The sequence below is a fragment of the Plantactinospora solaniradicis genome, assembly GCF_042658085.1.
Taxonomy (GTDB): domain Bacteria; phylum Actinomycetota; class Actinomycetes; order Mycobacteriales; family Micromonosporaceae; genus Plantactinospora; species Plantactinospora solaniradicis.
This window is the reverse complement of sequence record NZ_JBHSPR010000017.1, coordinates 382,977-399,284: the sequence shown is the minus strand read 5'-3', so window position 1 is coordinate 399,284 and position 16,308 is coordinate 382,977. Positions and strand designations below refer to the sequence as shown.

Annotated in this window: 17 protein-coding genes and 1 pseudogene; 13 read left to right on the top strand and 5 right to left on the bottom strand. The window is 70.6% G+C overall.

What is annotated here, in order from left to right; genetic code table 11:
• Position 1: 1 nt before the first annotated feature.
• The 5 genes from ACFP2T_RS21545 (at position 2) to ACFP2T_RS21525 (ending at position 4,653) form a co-directional block, all read left to right on the top strand.
• Positions 2–589, top strand: coding sequence for a TlpA family protein disulfide reductase (locus ACFP2T_RS21545; RefSeq protein WP_377424453.1), 588 nt, complete (start codon positions 2–4; stop codon positions 587–589).
• Positions 589–1,431 (top strand): cytochrome c biogenesis CcdA family protein, encoded by an 843-nt coding sequence (locus tag ACFP2T_RS21540; RefSeq protein ID WP_377424452.1) that lies wholly within the window; start codon positions 589–591, stop codon positions 1,429–1,431. Before ACFP2T_RS21545 ends, ACFP2T_RS21540 begins: the two co-directional genes overlap by 1 nt.
• The gene (gene resB, locus ACFP2T_RS21535) at positions 1,431–3,080 is read left to right on the top strand and encodes a cytochrome c biogenesis protein ResB (protein ID WP_377424450.1); all 1,650 of its coding nucleotides are present in this window, start codon (positions 1,431–1,433) and stop codon (positions 3,078–3,080) included. Before ACFP2T_RS21540 ends, resB begins: the two co-directional genes overlap by 1 nt.
• Positions 3,080–4,123, top strand: coding sequence for a c-type cytochrome biogenesis protein CcsB (gene ccsB, locus ACFP2T_RS21530; RefSeq protein WP_377424449.1), 1,044 nt, complete (start codon positions 3,080–3,082; stop codon positions 4,121–4,123). The genes resB and ccsB overlap by 1 nt, the downstream gene beginning before the upstream one ends.
• A 119-nt stretch (positions 4,124–4,242) precedes the next feature.
• On the top strand, positions 4,243–4,653 hold the full coding sequence (locus ACFP2T_RS21525) for a VOC family protein (protein ID WP_377424448.1): 411 nt from the start codon (positions 4,243–4,245) through the stop codon (positions 4,651–4,653).
• A gap of 155 nt (positions 4,654–4,808) precedes the next feature.
• Here ACFP2T_RS21525 and ACFP2T_RS21520 read toward each other — a convergent pair.
• Positions 4,809–4,947: pseudogene (locus tag ACFP2T_RS21520) on the bottom strand (flavin reductase); the annotation flags it as partial.
• Between the two features lie 292 nt (positions 4,948–5,239).
• Here ACFP2T_RS21520 and ACFP2T_RS21515 point away from each other — a divergent pair.
• From ACFP2T_RS21515 to ACFP2T_RS21500, 4 genes are all read left to right on the top strand, one after another.
• Complete coding sequence (locus ACFP2T_RS21515; protein ID WP_377424446.1) at positions 5,240–6,112, top strand: helix-turn-helix domain-containing protein; 873 nt, start codon at positions 5,240–5,242, stop codon at positions 6,110–6,112.
• On the top strand, positions 6,109–6,294 hold the full coding sequence (locus tag ACFP2T_RS21510; protein WP_377424445.1) for a DUF397 domain-containing protein: 186 nt from the start codon (positions 6,109–6,111) through the stop codon (positions 6,292–6,294). The genes ACFP2T_RS21515 and ACFP2T_RS21510 overlap by 4 nt, the downstream gene beginning before the upstream one ends.
• Before the next feature lie 143 nt (positions 6,295–6,437).
• Complete coding sequence (locus tag ACFP2T_RS21505) at positions 6,438–7,598, top strand: serine hydrolase domain-containing protein (RefSeq protein ID WP_377424443.1); 1,161 nt, start codon at positions 6,438–6,440, stop codon at positions 7,596–7,598.
• Positions 7,599–7,692: 94 nt separating this feature from the next.
• Positions 7,693–8,154, top strand: a complete 462-nt coding sequence (locus ACFP2T_RS21500; RefSeq protein ID WP_377424442.1) for a DivIVA domain-containing protein — start codon at positions 7,693–7,695, stop codon at positions 8,152–8,154.
• A gap of 13 nt (positions 8,155–8,167) precedes the next feature.
• Here the strand turns inward: ACFP2T_RS21500 and ACFP2T_RS21495 are convergent, their stop codons facing one another.
• The gene (locus ACFP2T_RS21495; protein WP_377424441.1) at positions 8,168–9,331 is read right to left on the bottom strand and encodes a serine hydrolase domain-containing protein; all 1,164 of its coding nucleotides are present in this window, start codon (positions 9,329–9,331) and stop codon (positions 8,168–8,170) included.
• Between the two features lie 195 nt (positions 9,332–9,526).
• Between ACFP2T_RS21495 and ACFP2T_RS21490 the strand changes: the two genes are divergently transcribed.
• The 4 genes from ACFP2T_RS21490 to ACFP2T_RS21475 all read left to right on the top strand — a co-directional run bounded on the left by ACFP2T_RS21490 (position 9,527) and on the right by ACFP2T_RS21475 (position 13,650).
• Positions 9,527–11,011 carry an ATP-binding protein gene (locus ACFP2T_RS21490; RefSeq protein WP_377424439.1) on the top strand — a complete coding sequence of 495 codons (1,485 nt, stop codon included), beginning with the start codon at positions 9,527–9,529 and terminating at the stop codon, positions 11,009–11,011.
• 171 nt (positions 11,012–11,182) lie between these two features.
• Complete coding sequence (locus tag ACFP2T_RS21485) at positions 11,183–11,773, top strand: hypothetical protein (protein ID WP_377424438.1); 591 nt, start codon at positions 11,183–11,185, stop codon at positions 11,771–11,773.
• A gap of 84 nt (positions 11,774–11,857) precedes the next feature.
• A complete protein-coding gene (locus ACFP2T_RS21480; protein ID WP_377424436.1) occupies positions 11,858–12,979 on the top strand; it encodes a sensor histidine kinase in 1,122 nt (373 codons plus the stop codon).
• Between the two features lie 53 nt (positions 12,980–13,032).
• On the top strand, positions 13,033–13,650 hold the full coding sequence (locus ACFP2T_RS21475; RefSeq protein WP_377424538.1) for a response regulator: 618 nt from the start codon (positions 13,033–13,035) through the stop codon (positions 13,648–13,650).
• A gap of 51 nt (positions 13,651–13,701) precedes the next feature.
• On the opposite strand, the gene ACFP2T_RS21470 is transcribed toward ACFP2T_RS21475, so the two are convergent.
• From ACFP2T_RS21470 to ACFP2T_RS21460, 3 genes are all read right to left on the bottom strand, one after another.
• Entirely contained in the window at positions 13,702–14,982 is a 1,281-nt protein-coding gene (locus ACFP2T_RS21470) for an RNA polymerase sigma factor (protein ID WP_377424536.1), read from the bottom strand.
• A gap of 123 nt (positions 14,983–15,105) precedes the next feature.
• Positions 15,106–15,477 carry a YciI family protein gene (locus ACFP2T_RS21465; protein ID WP_377424435.1) on the bottom strand — a complete coding sequence of 124 codons (372 nt, stop codon included), beginning with the start codon at positions 15,475–15,477 and terminating at the stop codon, positions 15,106–15,108.
• Positions 15,478–15,536: 59 nt separating this feature from the next.
• Positions 15,537–16,262: a DUF998 domain-containing protein gene (locus ACFP2T_RS21460; protein ID WP_377424434.1), complete on the bottom strand. Its 726-nt coding sequence runs from the start codon at positions 16,260–16,262 to the stop codon at positions 15,537–15,539.
• Between the last annotated feature and the right edge of the window lie 46 nt (positions 16,263–16,308).

Here is a 16,308-nt window from a genome sequence, read left to right as displayed (position 1 = left end):
GATGAGCCGCGCCCGGCGAGCCTGGATCGGCGCCCTGTTCGCGGTCGCCGCGACGCTGGCCCTGGTCAACTGCTCGGGCGAGGACGACTGGAAGGACAACTGCACGACGAAGGACGGCGTGGTCGAGTGCGCTCCGGAGCATCGCCCGGAGGCGCCGAAGGTCGCCGGTGAGCTGCTGTCCGGTGGGAACTACGACCTGGCCCAGGACCGTGGTCAGGTCGTGGTGGTCAACTTCTGGGGTTCCTGGTGCGGGCCGTGCCGGGCCGAGGCCGACGACCTGGAGGCGACCTACCAGGCAACCCGGGAGCAGGGCGTCCGCTTCCTCGGCATCAACATCCAGGACGGGCGGGACAAGGCCAGGGCGTTCGAGGAGGCGTTCAAGGTCACCTACCCGAGTGTCTTCGACCCGCCGAGCCGGTTGGCGCTCGCCTTCGACATCCCGCCGAACTCCATCCCGGCCACCGTCGTGCTGGACCGGGAGGGCCGGATCGCGGTGGTGGTCCGGGCGGCGGTCCAACGGCAGATGCTGGAGCCGATCCTCACCCGGCTGGCGGCGGAACAGCCCTCGTCGGGCGGCGGGCCGAACTGATGGGCCAGACGTTCGCCGATCTCGCCCAGAGCGGGCCGCTGCTGCTGGCCATCGGCGCGGCGGCGCTCGCCGGCCTGGTGAGCTTCCTGTCTCCGTGCGTGCTTCCGCTGGTTCCCGGTTACCTGTCGTACGTCACCGGGCTGGCCGGCAGCGACCTGGACCAGCGCCGGGTAGACGCGGAGCAGCGCGAGGCTGATCCGGAGACAACCGGGGTTGGCGGCGGGGTGGCGGTGGCCGCCCGGCCGACCCGGACGGCGGGGGCGGTACGCGGGCGGGTGCTCGCCGGCACGCTGCTGTTCATCGCCGGCTTCACCGCCGTCTTCACCCTGACCGCCGTCCTGGCCACCGCCATCGGGCAGGCGTTGTTCACGCAGAAGCGGCCGTTGGAGATCGGCATCGGCATCGTGATCATCGTGTTCGGGCTCTCCTACCTCGGCTGGATCCCCGGGATGCAGCGCGAATTCCGGATCCAGCGGCTGCCGGCCGCCGGGCTGCTCGGTGCGCCGGTCTTCGGCGCGGTCTTCGCGCTGTCCTGGATTCCCTGCACCGGTCCGACCCTCGGTGCGGTGCTCGGAATGAGCACGGTGAGCGGACAGGCCGACCGGGCCGCGGTACTCGCCGTCGCGTACTGCCTCGGGCTGGGGTTGCCGTTCGTCGTCTTCGGGCTCGGGTTCCACCGGCTGCTCGGGCTGTTCCGGGCGATCCGCCGCAACAGCCGTTGGGTGACCCGGGTCGGTGGCGCGCTGCTTCTCGTGATCGGGCTGGCCCTGGTCACCGGCGGTTGGCAGGACGTCGTCATCTGGTTGCAGACCACGTTCGGAGTCGGCGAGGTGGGCATCTGATGCCGACCGTGGACGGACAGACCGAGACCCCCGTGGTCGAGGACCCGCCGGGCGACGCGCCGACCCCGCCCCGGGTACGTCGTACTCCCGCGCCGCTGGCGCTGCTGCGTAACTCGTGGCGGCAGCTCACCAGCATGCGTACCGCGCTGATCCTGCTCTTCCTGCTCGCCGTCGCCGCGATTCCGGGATCGGTGCTGCCACAGCGCAACATCAACATCGAGAAGGTCAACGCCTTCCAGGCGGAGCACCCCGACCTCTTCCCGGTGCTGGACCGGGTCGGCGGCTTCGACGTGTACGCCTCGCCGTGGTTCTCGGCGATCTACGTACTCCTGTTCACCTCGCTGGTCGGCTGCATCGTGCCCCGGCTGCTCGACCACGTACGCGCGCTGCGCACCGCGCCTCCGGCGGCGCCGAAGCGGCTGGACCGGCTGCCCCAGCACGCGGTGCTGACCGACCACGACGGCGACCTGGCGGCGATCGCGGCGGTGCTCCGCAAGCGGCGCTGGCGGGTGGCGGTGCGGGACAACACCGTGTCGGCCGAGAAGGGCTTCCTTAAGGAGACCGGCAACCTGCTGTTCCATCTCTCGCTGATCGGTGTGCTGGTCGGCATCGGGCTCGGCTCGTGGTACGGCTGGCACGGCAACCGGCTGCTGGTCGCCGGTGAGGACAACGCCTTCTGCAACAGCCTCCAGCAGTACAGCGAGTCCCGGCTCGGACATCGGGTGGACGCCAGCGACCTGCCGCCGTTCTGCCTGGAGTTGACCGACTTCAAGGCCCGGTTCCTGCCGACCGGGCAGCCGGCGTCGTTCCGGGCCGAGACGATGGTGGAGGAGGGCGACCGGGCGCCGTACCGGGCGAGCTTCTCGGTCAACGACCCGCTGCGGCTGGACGGTCCCAGCGTCTACCTGCTCGGGCACGGCTACGCGCCGATCATCCGCTACACCGACCGGTCCGGGAAGGCACAGCTCAGCGACGAGGCGTTCCTCACCATCGACGGCAACCTGACCAGCGAGGGCGTGGCGGTCTTTCCGGACGTCAACCTCGATCCGGTGACCGGTGCGCGCAATCCCGACCTTCAGGTCGCCTTCGAGGGCCTCTACTTTCCGACCGCTCCGGACGCGCCACCCTATGCCCGGTCGCTGCACCCGGAGGAGCGGTCGCCGGCGGTGATGCTGTTCGCGTACCGGGGGAACCTCGGGATGGACGCGGGGATCCCGGGCTCGGTCTACCGGCTCGACCAGCGTCAGGTCGACAACGGAAAGCTCACCCGGCTCGGCGAGGGCAAGCTGTTGCGGCCGGGTGAGAAGTGGACCCTCGACGACGGTACGACGGTCGAGTTCCTCGGCACCCGGCAGTACATCACCCTCTCCGTCCGGTACGACCCCGGCGAGCGGATCGTGCTGGTCAGCTCGGCGGTGTTGCTCGCCGGCCTGATGCTGTCCCTGTTCGGCCGGCGGCGGCGAGTCTGGTTCCGGGTTGGTTCGGCACCGGCTGAGACGTCCACGACAGATCGTAGTAGTTTGGTGGAGGTGGGCGGGTTGCCGCGCGCCGAGTACTCGGGATTCTCCGACGAGTTCGACAAACTCGTCGCCGCGACGCGGCCCGGTGGGGCGCGACATGCCGGGGCGACGGAAGAGGGGACCGACTGATGGCCGCGCTGTCCGACCAACTCCTGGTGGTCGCGATCCTGGGATATCTGCTGGCGATGATCGGCCACGCCGCCGAGTACGCCTTCGGCACCCGGAGCGTGGTCGGCCGGGCGGCGATCCGGCCGGAACGCGAGTTGGCGCTGGTCGGAGCCGGTGCGGGCGGCGGTTCCGAGCCGGTCGTCGGCACCAAGCTGGACGCCGCCGACGTGGTGGCACCGGGCGGCACCGGGCCGGGTTTCGGCGCCGCCGGGCCTGCCTTCGGTGCGGACGGGCCGAAGTCGACCCGGGCCCTGCTGGCCGGGCGGATCGCGGCGGCGTTGACCGTGATCGCGGCCGTCGTGCACCTCGGCGTGGTGGTCACCCGCGGCGTGGCTGCCGAGCGCATGCCGTGGGGCAACATGTACGAGTACCTGCTCACGACCACCCTCGTCGGGGTGGTCGGCTGGCTATGGCTGCTGTACCGGCGTCCCGCACTCCGGCACCTGGGACTCTTCGTCGCGCTGGCGATGGTGCTGCTGCTGGCCGTCGCCGGGCTGGTGCTGTACGTGCCGATCGTGCCGCTGGTGCCGGCGCTCGACTCGTACTGGTTCGTGGTGCACGTGGCGACGATCTCGACCTCGTCCGGCATCCTGCTGCTGGGTGCGGTACCGGCGGTGATGTACCTGATCCGGAACGGGTACGACCAGGGCAAGCGGCGTTTCCCGTACACCCTGGGCGCCCGGGTGCCGGCCGCGGCCAGTCTGGAACGGCTGACCTTCCGGCTGCACGCCTTCGCGTTCCCGATCTTCACCTTCGCGGTGATGGCCGGCGCGGTCTGGGCGGAGGCGGCCTGGGGGCGGTACTGGGGCTGGGACCCGAAGGAGATCTGGGCCTTCATCTCCTGGGTGGTGTACGCCGGCTACCTGCACGCCAGGGCGACGCCCAGCGTCAAGCGCCCGGTGGCGACCTGGATCGCCGTACTCGGCTTCCTGACCATGCAGATGAACCTGTACGGCGTGAACATCTTCTTCGAGGGCCTGCACTCGTACGGCGGCCTCGACTGAGGCTTCGGGGCGCGGCCATCTGTCATCCTTGACTTATATAAGTCGCACGTGAAAGATCTCCCTGTGCGCGGCTGTCCACGCGCATCGTGAACCCGTACCCGGGAGAGGAGTCGCGCGACGTGTCTGTCACCGCAGCCCAGAAGGTCACCACGTTCCTGATGTTCGAGGGCGCCGCCGAGGAGGCGATGACCTTCTACACCTCGCTGTTCGACGACGCCGAGGTGGTCGCCGTCGAGCGGTACGGCCCCGACGAGCCCGGGCCCGAGGGCTCGGTGCGGCACGCGATCTTCGCCATCGCCGGCCAGCAGCTCATGTGCATCGACAGCCACGTGCATCACCAGTTCGGCTTCACCCCGGCGATCTCGCTCTACGTCCAGTGCGAGAACGAGGCGGAGATCGACCGGCTGTACGCGGCCCTCGTCGAGAAGGGCGAGCCGCTGATGCCGCTCGGCTCGTACGGCTTCAGCGCCAAGTTCGGCTGGGTCAACGACCGCTTCGGCGTCTCCTGGCAGCTCACCCTCCCGGCGTAGCGCCGCCGCCCCGACGACAAGAAGTCGTCAACTTCTCGTCGAACCCGGCGGGGGAAGCCAGCCGAAGAAGCGCGTTGCCAGCGTGAGTGCGTCCAGTTGGGGCTGGTCGGCCAGCGCGGCCAGCATCTTGTGGGCGAGGTGCATCCGTAGCCCCTGACGGTCGCCCCGGTACAGGAACAGCAGCGCCAAGCGGGCCGGCTGGCACGGCCACGGGGCGCCGCAGGCCCGACAGCGGAACAGCGGGCGGATCGGGGTGTGTGCGCGAAAGCGGGCGAAGAGCGGGTGGCGGTTCACCGCGCCGTACTGCCACGTAGTCTCATTCGTTTTCCCCTCCTGCTCGGCCGGCGCCGGGGCTGAGCCTTTCGTATGCGTCAACCCCGGCACCGGATCTTGTGGGCCTGGCGGTCGCCGCATGTGGAATGGCTCGAACTGCCCTGCCACCAGCAGCATTGTCGGGCAGGAATTGTCACAGCAACCAATTAGGGTGAGACGGCCGTGAATTTGTGGGCCGTATATCGCAAGCGATGACGTCGATGTCGCACGTGGACGCAAGCGAGTGCCTCATCCTGAGACAGGAGCGCTGACAATGGTTGAATCCGGATCGTCCGTCCCGCGCAGACAGCTCGGTCGGCACCTGCGCCAGGCCCGGGAGGAAGCCGGGATGACCCTGGAGGCGGCGGCCCAGGAGTTGGAGTGGTCGAGGGCGAAGATGTATCGCATCGAGGGCGGCCAGACGTTGATGCGCAAGCACGACGTCCTGGCGATGTGCACTGTGTACGCCGCGACGAGGGAACTGACCGAGGCCCTGGTGGCGCTCTCCGTGGAGTCGAAGTCGAAGGGATGGTGGCACGCGTACGGCGATGTCATTCCCGCCTGGTTCGAGCTGTACGTCGGGCTGGAGGCCGCCGCGTCCCGGCTCCGGTTCTTCCAACTGGCGCTGATCCCGGGCCTGCTCCAGACGCCCGAGTACGCGGCGGCGATCTTCCGGACCATGCCCGGGACCACCGAGCCGGAGGTGACGCAGGCGGTCGCGTTGCGGATGGAGCGGCAGCGGCTGCTCACCCGCCGCAGGCCCAAGGCGCCGACGCTGGAGGTCATCCTCGACCAGGCGGTGCTGTACCGGCAGGTCCCTGACCAGGAAGCAATGCGCGCGCAACTCGCGCACCTGGTCAACAACGCCCAGGCGACCGGCGTGCGGGTCCGGATCCTGCCGCCGGACGCGGGCGCGCTCGCGGCCAATGCGGGCAGCTTCGCGATTCTGGACTTCCCGCCGCTCGGTCGTCAGCAGGTCGACCCGCCGACGGTCTACATCGAGGAGTTGACCGGCGCGCTCTACCTCGATAAACCGGCCGAGCTGGCCACGTACGCTGATCGATGGGACAGGCTGAGCGCGCGGGCGCTCAGCGCGGACGAGTCGGATGACCTGATAGCAACGGTGATCAAGGAGAGTTACGAATGAGTGACCTGGTCGGCGCCCGGTGGCGCAAGAGCACCCGGAGTAACCAGGGGGAGTGCGTCGAGGTGGCCGGCAACCTGCCCGGCATCGTCGGCGTCCGGGACAGCAAGGACCCGACCGGCCCCGCGCTGGCCTTCGACCCGGCCGCCTGGCGGGCCTTCACCCGGAGCGTCACGGCACGCTGAGGTTCCACGGTGGTAGGCCGCCAGCAAGCGCCGTGACTCGGAGGCTCAGGGCTGCCCGATGACCCTGGGTACGGCAGCCCCCCGGTCCGATTGTCGAGTTGGCAGGTGTGATTCGGGCCGGCTGGTTCCGGGACGCTGGGTTGATGACGAATCGAGCCGTTCGAATTGCTGGCCGGGTCGTGGCGGTGAGCCTGGCGCTGACGCTGCTTGGCGCCGTGGCCCCGGCGACCGCAGCCACGAATCCCACACCGTTGCAGCGCGACGTGGACCGGCTGCACACCCTCGGAGTCACCGGCGTTCTCGCCCGGCTGGAGACGGCGCACGGTGTCGAGGTTGCCCGCAGCGGGGTCGCCGACCTCGACACCCGCCGCCCGGTCCCGCGCGACCCGTACCTGCGGATCGGTAGCGCCACCAAGACGTACGTCGCCGTGGTGGTGCTGCAACTGGTGGCCGAGGGCCGGCTGTCGCTCTCCGATCCGGTGGAGCGGTGGCTGCCCAGGGTGGTCGCCGGCAACGGCAACGACGGTCGGACGGTCACCGTCCGGCAACTGTTGCAGCACACCAGCGGCCTCTACAACTACACAGAGACCCTGGTGTTCGACTACGTCACACCGGAGACGTACCGACGGGAGCGGTGGCGGACGTACACCCCGGGCGAGCTGGTCGCGATGGCGATGAGCGAGTCTCCGACGGCCACGACCTGGGCCTATTCGAACACCAACTACGTGCTCGCCGGCATGCTGATCGAGGCGGTCACCGGCCACGGCTGGGAGCGCGAGGTCCACGACCGGATCCTCCGCCCGCTGGGACTCCGGCACACCCGTACGCCGGGTAGCTGGCCGTTCTTGCCGGCACCGCACGCCACCAACTACCAGCAGTTCACCGAGGGCGGGCCGCTGGTGGACACCACCATCGCGATCCGTGGGCTGGACAGCGGCGCGGACGGCTCGATGGTCAGTACGGCCGGCGACCTCAACGCCTTCTTCGCGGCGCTGGTCCGGGGGAGGCTGCTGCCGCCGGCGCAGCTGGCCGAGATGCGGCACCTGGTGGCGATCCCGGAGGGGAACGGCTACCCGCCGGGCAGTGGCGACGGGCTCGGCCTGTTCTACCGCCCGCTCTCCTGCGGCGGCGGGTACTGGGGCCACGGCGGCAACGGGTTCGGCTACACCATCCAGCCGGCGGTGAACGAGGACGGCAGCCGCCGGCTCACCGTGTCGCTGTTCACCGGCACCATCGACCAGGACGCCATCGCGGCCCGCGCGGACGCGCTGAACAGCCTGATCGACCGCGCGATGTGTGGCTGAGAGGCGGCTTTCGGGAGTCGATTCTCCGGCCGTGCTTGACGGGCTCGGCAAGCTTGAGGGCGGCAGTACCCAGCGGTGGTAGGGGAGGACCCGGATGCGCAGGTTCAGCAGGACGGCGATGCTGTTGATCGGGCTCGGTGCGGGGATCGCGGTCGCGCCGTACCTCGGCTCGGGCGCGGTCTGGGCGGCCGGCGTCGGGATCGTCCTGGGGCTCGGGTTGCTCCTGGTCGGCACGCCGGAACCGCCCACTCTCGGAGCCGGGCAGCCGGACCAGCCGGACATGGGGGATCGGCGGACCGGGAAGAACCCGGCCGCCGTACACCTCTCCGGACTCGGTACCACGGTCGAGCAGATTCTGCGGTTGGCCGAGGAGCAGGCCGAGGACCATCGCGAGAAGGCTCGGCGGGAGGCGGAGCGGCTGGTGTCCGAGGCTCGGGCCGAGGCCGACGCCATCCTGGACCGGCGACCGGATTCGACCGACGCGCTTCGCCGCCTGCGCGCACAGTCCCCTCGGGCGACAGACCAGTCGGAGCCGGCCTCCGGCCCGATCGGGTAGCGGCCGGGGCCGGTCAGGGCTGGCGGAACGCCACCGCCAGGAGGTCGTCGATCAGAGTGTTGAGATCGCCCTCGCCCCACGGGTTGACCGCGACGGTCAGTTGGCGGTCGCCGTCCTCGGTGCTCCACGACGCGGCTTCGTACCCGAAGATGTCACCTCCGTGTCCCCACACCGTCGTGCCGGTCGGCAACCGCCTGGTCTGTAGCCCGAGGCCGTAGTCGGCCCTGGCGCCGGTGATCCACGGGGACTTCATCTGGGCGAGTTGTGCCGGACGCAGCAGCCGTCCGGTCAGCAGGGCGCGGTAGAAGCGGTTGAGGTCCGCGGTGCTGGTGAGCAGTTCTCCGGAGGCCCCGGCAACCGACGGGTTGAACGCCGTGATGTCCACCGGACCGTAGGTTCCGTCGCGCTCGACCGGCAGGTAGCCGTGCGAGTGGGGCCCGGCGATGTACGGATGGATGCCGGGGAGTTCGGTGCCGGTCAACCCGAGCGGGCGCAGGATCCGGCGCTCGACCTCGGTGGCGTAGTGGCGGCCGGTAACCCGCTCGATGACGAGTGCGAGCAGGAGGTAGTTGGTGTTGGAGTATCGGTAGCCCGTTCCCGGCTCGAACAGCGGGGGCGTGCCGGTGACGAAGGCCAGGAGTTCGTGCGGCGTCCAGGTCCGGTACCGCATGGCGACGATTCCCTCGACCGTCCCGTAGAGCTGGTCGAACTGGGGCGTCCTGGTGTAATCGACAATTCCGCTGGTGTGTTGCAGCAGGTGGTGCAGGGTGATCCGGTCCCCGCCGGAAACGACTCCGGGCAGCCACCGCTCGACCGGGTCACCGAGCGCCAGCCGCCGTTCACCGGCCAGTTGGAGCAGTACGGTCGCCACGAACGACTTGGTGATGCTGCCCGCCCGGAACCGTCCATCGACCCGTACCGGCCGGGACGTGCCGAGTTCGGCAACGCCGCTGCTGCCGCGCCATACCCCTCCTGGGTGCCGCACCTCGGCCAGCACGCCGGACGCCGCCCCCGCCGCGATGTCGTCGAGGGCAGTCTGAAGGGCTGCGGGATCGGGTCCTGTGCGCGGTCGTGCGGTGCGACGTGCTGCCGCTGCGGGGGTACCGGTGGGGGTGCCGACGGTCAGCGTGAGCGCTCCGGCGGCGCCGGCCCTGAGGATGGTTCGACGTGCGGTCATCAGCGTCCTTCTTGGGGGATGAGTGGGGAAGGCGACCGGTGGGTGTGCGATGGATCGATGCCACACGGTAGGATGTCAATGTACTAGCTAACTAGCAATATAGCGATAGCGGTTCCGGGTCGATGAGAGAGCTGTCGCGCGGCAAGCGAGTTAGAAGTACGCTTCTTAGAAGTGCACCTCTAACTAGGGGGTCGGGTGGCGGGACCGCGGAAACCAGCGGGGATCTTCGACCGGGACGCCGAGTGGGCGGATCTTGCCCGGTTCGCCGCCGACGATCGTCCCGGCGCCACCCTTGGCGTTGTCACCGGGCGCCGACGGCAGGGCAAGACACTGCTGCTGTACGAGCTCGCCCGCGCCACCGGCGGGTTCTACTTCGGCGCCACCGAGGCCACCGCGACCGATTCGCTGCGTCGGCTCGGAGCGGCGCTCGGGCAGCACGTCGACGCCCCGGGGCCGGTCGACCTGCCCGACTGGGAGCACGCCGTCGACGCGTTGCTCGCCCTGGGCACGACCCGCCCGACCACAGTCGTACTCGACGAGTTTCCGTACCTGGCCCGCGCCAGCCGGGACCTGCCGTCGGTGATCCAGCACGCCCTGACACCGGGCCGCGTCGAGCGCGCCGAGTCCCGTACCCGGATCCTGCTGTGCGGATCGGCGCTCTCCTTCATGGGCGGCCTGCTCGCCGGATCGGCACCGCTTCGCGGGCGGGCCAGCCTGGAGTTGCCGGTCCAGCCGCTGGACTTCCGCAGCGCCGCGCAGTTCTGGGGGATCACCGACCCGGCGCTCGCGGCCCGGGTCTACGCGATCGTCGGCGGCACGCCCGCCTACCGCCGGGAGTACGTCTCCGACGATGCGCCGGCAGACCTGGCCGACTTCGACGACTGGGTGGTGCGGGCCGTGCTCAACCCGGCCCGGCCGCTTTTCCGGGAGGCCCGCTACCTGCTCGCCGAGGATCCGGACCTGCGGGAGACCGCGCTCTACCACTCCGTGCTGGCCGCCGTCGCCGAAGGCAACGCCACCCGGGGCGGGATCGCCGGCTACATCGGGCGGAAGGCCACCGACCTGCAACATCCGCTGACCGTGCTGGAGGATGTCGGCCTGCTCGTCCGGGCACCCGATTCGTTCCGCACCGGCCGGAGCAGCTTCCGGATCACCGAGCCGCTGGTGACGTTCTACCAGGCGGTCATGCGTCCGGCCTGGACCGCGTTGGAGCAGCGCCGGGGCGCGGACGTCTGGCGTCGCTCGCAACGCCGGTATGCCAGCGCGGTTCTCGGTCCCCGCTTCGAGGAACTGGTCCGGGAGTGGGCGCTGCGGTTCGCGGCGCCGGAGACCTTCGGCGGCCCGGTCGCCGAGGTCAACTCCGGCGTGCTGACCGACCCGGTAGGCCGGACGAGACACGAACTCGATCTCGTCGCGCTCGGCGAGCCGCCGCTCGGCGACGGTCCCCGTCCGTTGCTGGCCATCGGCGAGGTGAAGTGGGGACGCCGGCTCGGCGAGCCGGATCTCGACCGGTTGCGGCGGGTCCGGGAGGTGCTCCGGGGCCGGTCCAGCTTCGACACCGGGGATGTCCGGCTGCTGCTGGCCAGCGCCGACGGCTTCACCGAACGGCTCAGCGCGGTCGCGGCCGAGCGGTCGGACCTCGTCCTGGTCGATCTGCCCCGGCTCTACACCGGCGAGTGATCGGCCGCGCGGAGCCTGGTCTCTCGCCCGCGCGGCGGAGGCGTTCATGCGTGCGAGTGAGGTGCCGGGTGCTGACAAGATCGCCCGGCGAAGCGATGTCTTCGGGGTGGCGAAACGGCAGGCTCGATCACGTCGAACATGCGGCGCAAACACCCCCCAGGAGACATCACAATGACGTTCCGCCCTGCCTTCATCGCCGCCCCGGTCCTGGTCATGGGCTATGGGATTATCCGTCTCGTCGACGGCCTGGACGGCGTTCGTGGTCCCGGCCCGGCCTGGACCATCGGGCACCTCGCGTTCATCGGCGCGCTCGCCGCGTTCATCTCCGTGTTCTGGCAGATGCGCCGCCTGGCTGGCGGCCGGGTCCTGGCGACGGTGAGCGCCATGGCCGGCACCCTCGGCGCGCTGGCGCTGATCACCCAGTTCTCGATCGACATCGCAGCCGGCTTTCTGGCCGCCGACAACTACGGCATGAGCACGATCATCTACCAGGTACGCACCCTGCCGGGTATCTCGCAGCTCGCGTACGACTTCGGGCCCTACGCGTTCTATCTCGGCCAGCTCGTGCTGGTCGTCCTGCTCGCCGTGCAGCGCCGGATCAAGCTGTGGACGCCGGTCCTGGTGCTGGCCGACCTCGCTACGCCGTTCATCGACAAGGACCTGATTCCGATTGGCGCGGTCCTGCTGCTGATCTCCTTCCTCCCGCTGGCCCGTGGCACTGCCGCCGCCACCCCGGCGAACCCGGCGCCCGCTCTCGCCTGAGCGGAGAGTCCGGAACCGATCCCCCCGGGGCCGGGGGATCGGGTGTCGACGGGGAGGAGGTCAGGGGTTATGCATACTGTCGCGATGTCGCTCGCCCGCTTCGTGCGTACCACCAATCCGTACGTGGTGGATGCGGCGATCACCGTGTTCGTCCTCGTCGCGGTGTCACTGCCGTTCGTGCTCCCCCGGCCGGGTGGCACACCGGGGCTGCTGGCGTACCTGCTCACCGCGGGTACGGCCATCCCGCTGATCTGGCGCAGGCGGGTACCGTTCACCGTGCTGGTGGTGGTCGCACTGGCCACGATCGCGGGCAAAGCTGTGGACGCGCCGGGGCAGCCCCTCGCGTACGGTGGGCTGGTCGCGCTCTACACGGTCGCCGCACTCGGTGGTCGCCGGCAGCGCTGGGGCGCGCTCGCCGCGACCTTCCCCGGTGTGGCGGCAGGAGTGGCGTTCAACACCAACCGGATAAGCGAGTACTTCTACACCTTCCTGGTTTTTTTCACCGCGTACGTCCTGGGCCGGCTCAGCCACGCCCGCCAGGAGCGCGCGGCCACCATGGAGGACCGGGCACTTCGGGCCGAGCGCGAACGCGAGTTCGAGGCCGACCGGGCCACCGCGCGCGAGCGGGCCCGCATCGCCCGGGAGATGCACGACGTGCTGTCCCACGCGGTGAGCCTCATGATCGTGCAGGCCGAGGCCGGGCCGGTTGCGGTGCGTACCGCCCCGCACCGGGCCGAGGCGGCGTTCGACGCGATCGCCACCGCCGGCCGGGATGCCATGGTGCAACTGCGCGGTCTGCTCGGCCTGCTGCGCTCGGAGGCCGGACCCCGTGGCCCGCAGCCCACCCTGGCCCAGCTACAGCCGCTGATCGACGGTGTGCCGGTGGCCAGCCTCCGGGTGACCGGCGAGCCGCGCCCGGTGCCGGCCGACGTGGAGCTGGCCGCGTACCGCGTCGTGCAGGAAGCCCTGACCAATGCCGTCAAGCACGCGGCGGCCAGCAAGGTCGACGCACACCTCGACTGGTCGCCCGAGGCCCTCACGATCACGGTGACCGACGACGGTGCCGGAACCGGCGGCGCGGGCGGCGGACACGGCCTCGTCGGCATCCGGGAACGCGCGACCGCCTGCGGAGGTACGGCGAGAACCGGGCCGGACGCAGGTGGGCGCGGGTTCACCGTCGAGGTTCGGCTACCGTTCCCGGCGTGACGATTCGGGTGGTGATCGCAGACGACCAAGAGCTTGTACGCAGCGGGTTCTCCATGATCCTTGACGCCCAGCCGGACATCACCGTCGTCGCCGAAGCCGGTGACGGCGAGGCGGCCGTGGCCGCCGTCCTGGAGCACAGGCCGGAAGTGGCGCTCCTGGACATCCGAATGCCGACGATGGACGGCATCGAGGCCGCCCGTCGCATCTGCGCGGACACCGGCAGCCGGGTGATCATGCTCACCACGTTCGACCAGGACGACTACATTTACGAGGCGCTCTACGCCGGTGCCAGCGGCTTCCTGCTCAAGGACGTGCGCCGCGACGACCTCGTCCACGCGGTCAGGGTCGTGGCCTCCGGTGATGCGCTGCTGGCCCCCTCGGTGACTCGGCAGATCATCGCCGACATCGCCGGCCGCCACCGGCCCGGTGCGACCCGGCTGGCCGACGCGCCCGACGCCGGCCTCCGCGTGCTCACCGCCCGCGAACGGGAGACCCTGCACCTGCTGGGCCGAGGCCTCTCCAACGCGGAGATCGCCCGGAACCTGGTAGTGAGCGAGCACACCGTGAAGACCCACGTCAGCAACGTGCTGACCAAGCTCGGCCTCCGGGACCGCGCCCAGGCGGTGATCTGCGCCTACGAGACCGGCCTGATCACCGCCGGCGAGAACTGAGCAGTCCGGAGTACGACGGGACCCACGGGCCGTACCGGCACGGATTCCGGTTCAGCTCATGGTGGCAGCGGATGTGGCGGCGCGATCGAGGAAGAGTGAGCGCTCCCGGGCGTTGCGGGTCAGGCTCGCGGCGCGTTCGAACTCCTGCCGTGCCTCGTCGTGTCGGCCGAGCCGGGCGAGCAGGTCACCTCGGACGGCCGGCAGCAGGGGATAGCTCGCCAGGGCACCGTCGGAGACCAGCACCTCGACGATCTCCAGGCCGTCGGCGGGGCCGGTGGCCATCCCGACCGCGACGGCCCGGTTGAGTTCCACCACCGGGGACGGCGAGACGTGCACCAGCACCCGGTAGAGCGCGGCGATGCGTACCCAGTCGGTGTCGTCGGCGGTCCGGGCCCGGGCATGACAGGCCGCGATCGCCGCCTGGAGGGTGTACGGCCCGATCCCGAGCGCCTCGGCCCGGTCCAGGGCTTCCAGGCCGCGCCGGATCAACAGCCGGTCCCACAGTCGACGGTCCTGGTCCGGTAAAAGGACCGGCTCGCCGGCCGGGCCGGTCCGGGCGCGGATCCGGGATGCCTGGATCTCCATCAGCGCCAGCAGGCCGTGCACCTCGGCCTGCTCCGGCAGAAGCCCGGCCAGGATCCGGCCGAGCCGGAGCGCCTCCGTGCACAACGTGGGCCGCATCCAGTCGTCGCCGGCGGTCGCCGAGTAGCCCTCGTTGAAGACGAGGTAGACCACCTCCAGCACCGAGGCGAGCCGGTCGGCCAGCTCGGCCCGGGGCGGCAGTTCGAAAGGTATGCGCTTCGCGGCGAGCGTACGTTTCGCCCGGGTGATCCGTTGGCCGACGGTCGACTCCGGCACCAGGAACGCTCGGGCGATCTCGTCGGTACGCAGCCCGCCCAGCAGCCGGAGTGTCAGCGCCACCCGCCCCTCGGTGGGCAGCACCGGATGGCAGGCGGTGAAGATCAGTCGGAGCAGGTCGTCGTCGATCCGCTCATCGTCGAGCACCGCCGTCAGTTCGTCCTCGGTCGGGTCCGGCCGACTCTCGATTTCCCGGCCCAACTCCTGGAGCTTCCGCTGGTACGTCGTACGCCGCCGGAGCAGGTCGATTGCTCGGTGCTTCGCGGTCGACATGAGCCAGCCGCCCGGATTCGGCGGTACGCCCGACCGGGGCCACTGCTCCAGCGCCACGACCAGCGCGTCCTGGGCGAGTTCCTCGGCGAGGCCGACGTCCTGCACCAGCCGGGCGAGCCCGGCGATGATCCGGGCGGACTCGATCCGCCAGACCGCCTCGACGGCCCGGCGGCTGGCCTGCTGTGGATCGGTGACCGCCATGGTCACCGATCCAACCACCTGCCGCTACCCGTGTCCGGGGCGAGCCGGCGGTCAACCGGCCGACCATCCAGGGCGAACCGGCCGCCGACGGCCCGGTCGCCCCGGATGCGTCTGCCTCCGGCCTCAGACCTGCGGTGCGAAGTCCTCCGGTCCGAAGACCCGGAGGACGTCACTCTCGCCCTCCCAGCCCTCCCAGAGGTCGCGGTGCAGTTGCATGAACCGCGAGGTCCACTCGACCGCCTCCTCCTTCGACCGCACCTCGTACAGCACGTAGCTGATCGTCTCCTTCGCCTCGGCGAACGGCCCGTCGGTCACGCTCAGGCTGCCGGCCGAGACCTGTATCCGTACGCTGTCCGTGCTCGGGGCCAGGCCGCCGGTGTCGAGCAGCGCGCCGGCAGCGGTCGCCTCCTCGCCGAGCTGGATGATCGCTTCCATCAGGCCGGGCGGCGGCGGAGTGGTGGCCCGGGTGGCCCGGAGCAATGCCAGGTAACGCATCGTGGTGTCTCCTTCGGTGTCTTCGAGGATTTCCTGACGTTGGTTCGCCGACGGGTGGATCAGTGGCCCGGCGCGGTCCGGCGGTAGAGGTGGGCGGCCACCGCCGACATCCAGGCCCAGGCGAGCACGACCGCTGCGGTGAAGGCCAGGTTGCCCCAGGTGCTGCCGGCGCTGGCGGCCATCGCGACGAAGCCGGCCAGGAACAGCACCCCGGTCAGCCTGGACAGGACCGCCCAGCCCCGCCGTTCCTCGGTCGAGAACCGGCGGCCGAGGATCAGGCAGGCCGCGACCAGGCAGCCGAAGCCGATGCCGCCCGCGACGAAGTGCAGGGTGCCGTGCCACGTTACCGGCGCACCGACCTCCGGGGTGCCGGCCGGAAAACCCAGCGCCGGATCCGCCCGGAACGCGCCGGCGGCGACGAGGCTGACCGCGTACGCCCCCATCAGCCGGGGCGCCCAGGTCGCGCCGGGCCCGGCGGGCGGTACGCGGTGCAGGCCGAGCGCGAACGCGCCGGTCATCAGCCCGGTCAGCACCAGGTTGGTGATCTGGATCCAGCCGAACGCACCGTTGGCCAGCAGGCTCCACGCGTGCCGGGTGAGGTCGAATCCGTCCCGGCTCAGTGCCTGGGCCAGGGACACCAGCAGGTACGTCGGACCGGCGAGCACGCCGTACGCCAACAGTGACCTGGTGACGCCGGTCGCCGGGTCACATGGCGACCCGACCCTCCGGGCCGCCGGTCCGGGCCGGGTCGGTCGGCTCGCCTCGGCAACGGTTCGCTGGTTCATCGTCGTCCTCCCTCGGGTCCACCGGTCCGGTCCGTCGCTCGGACCG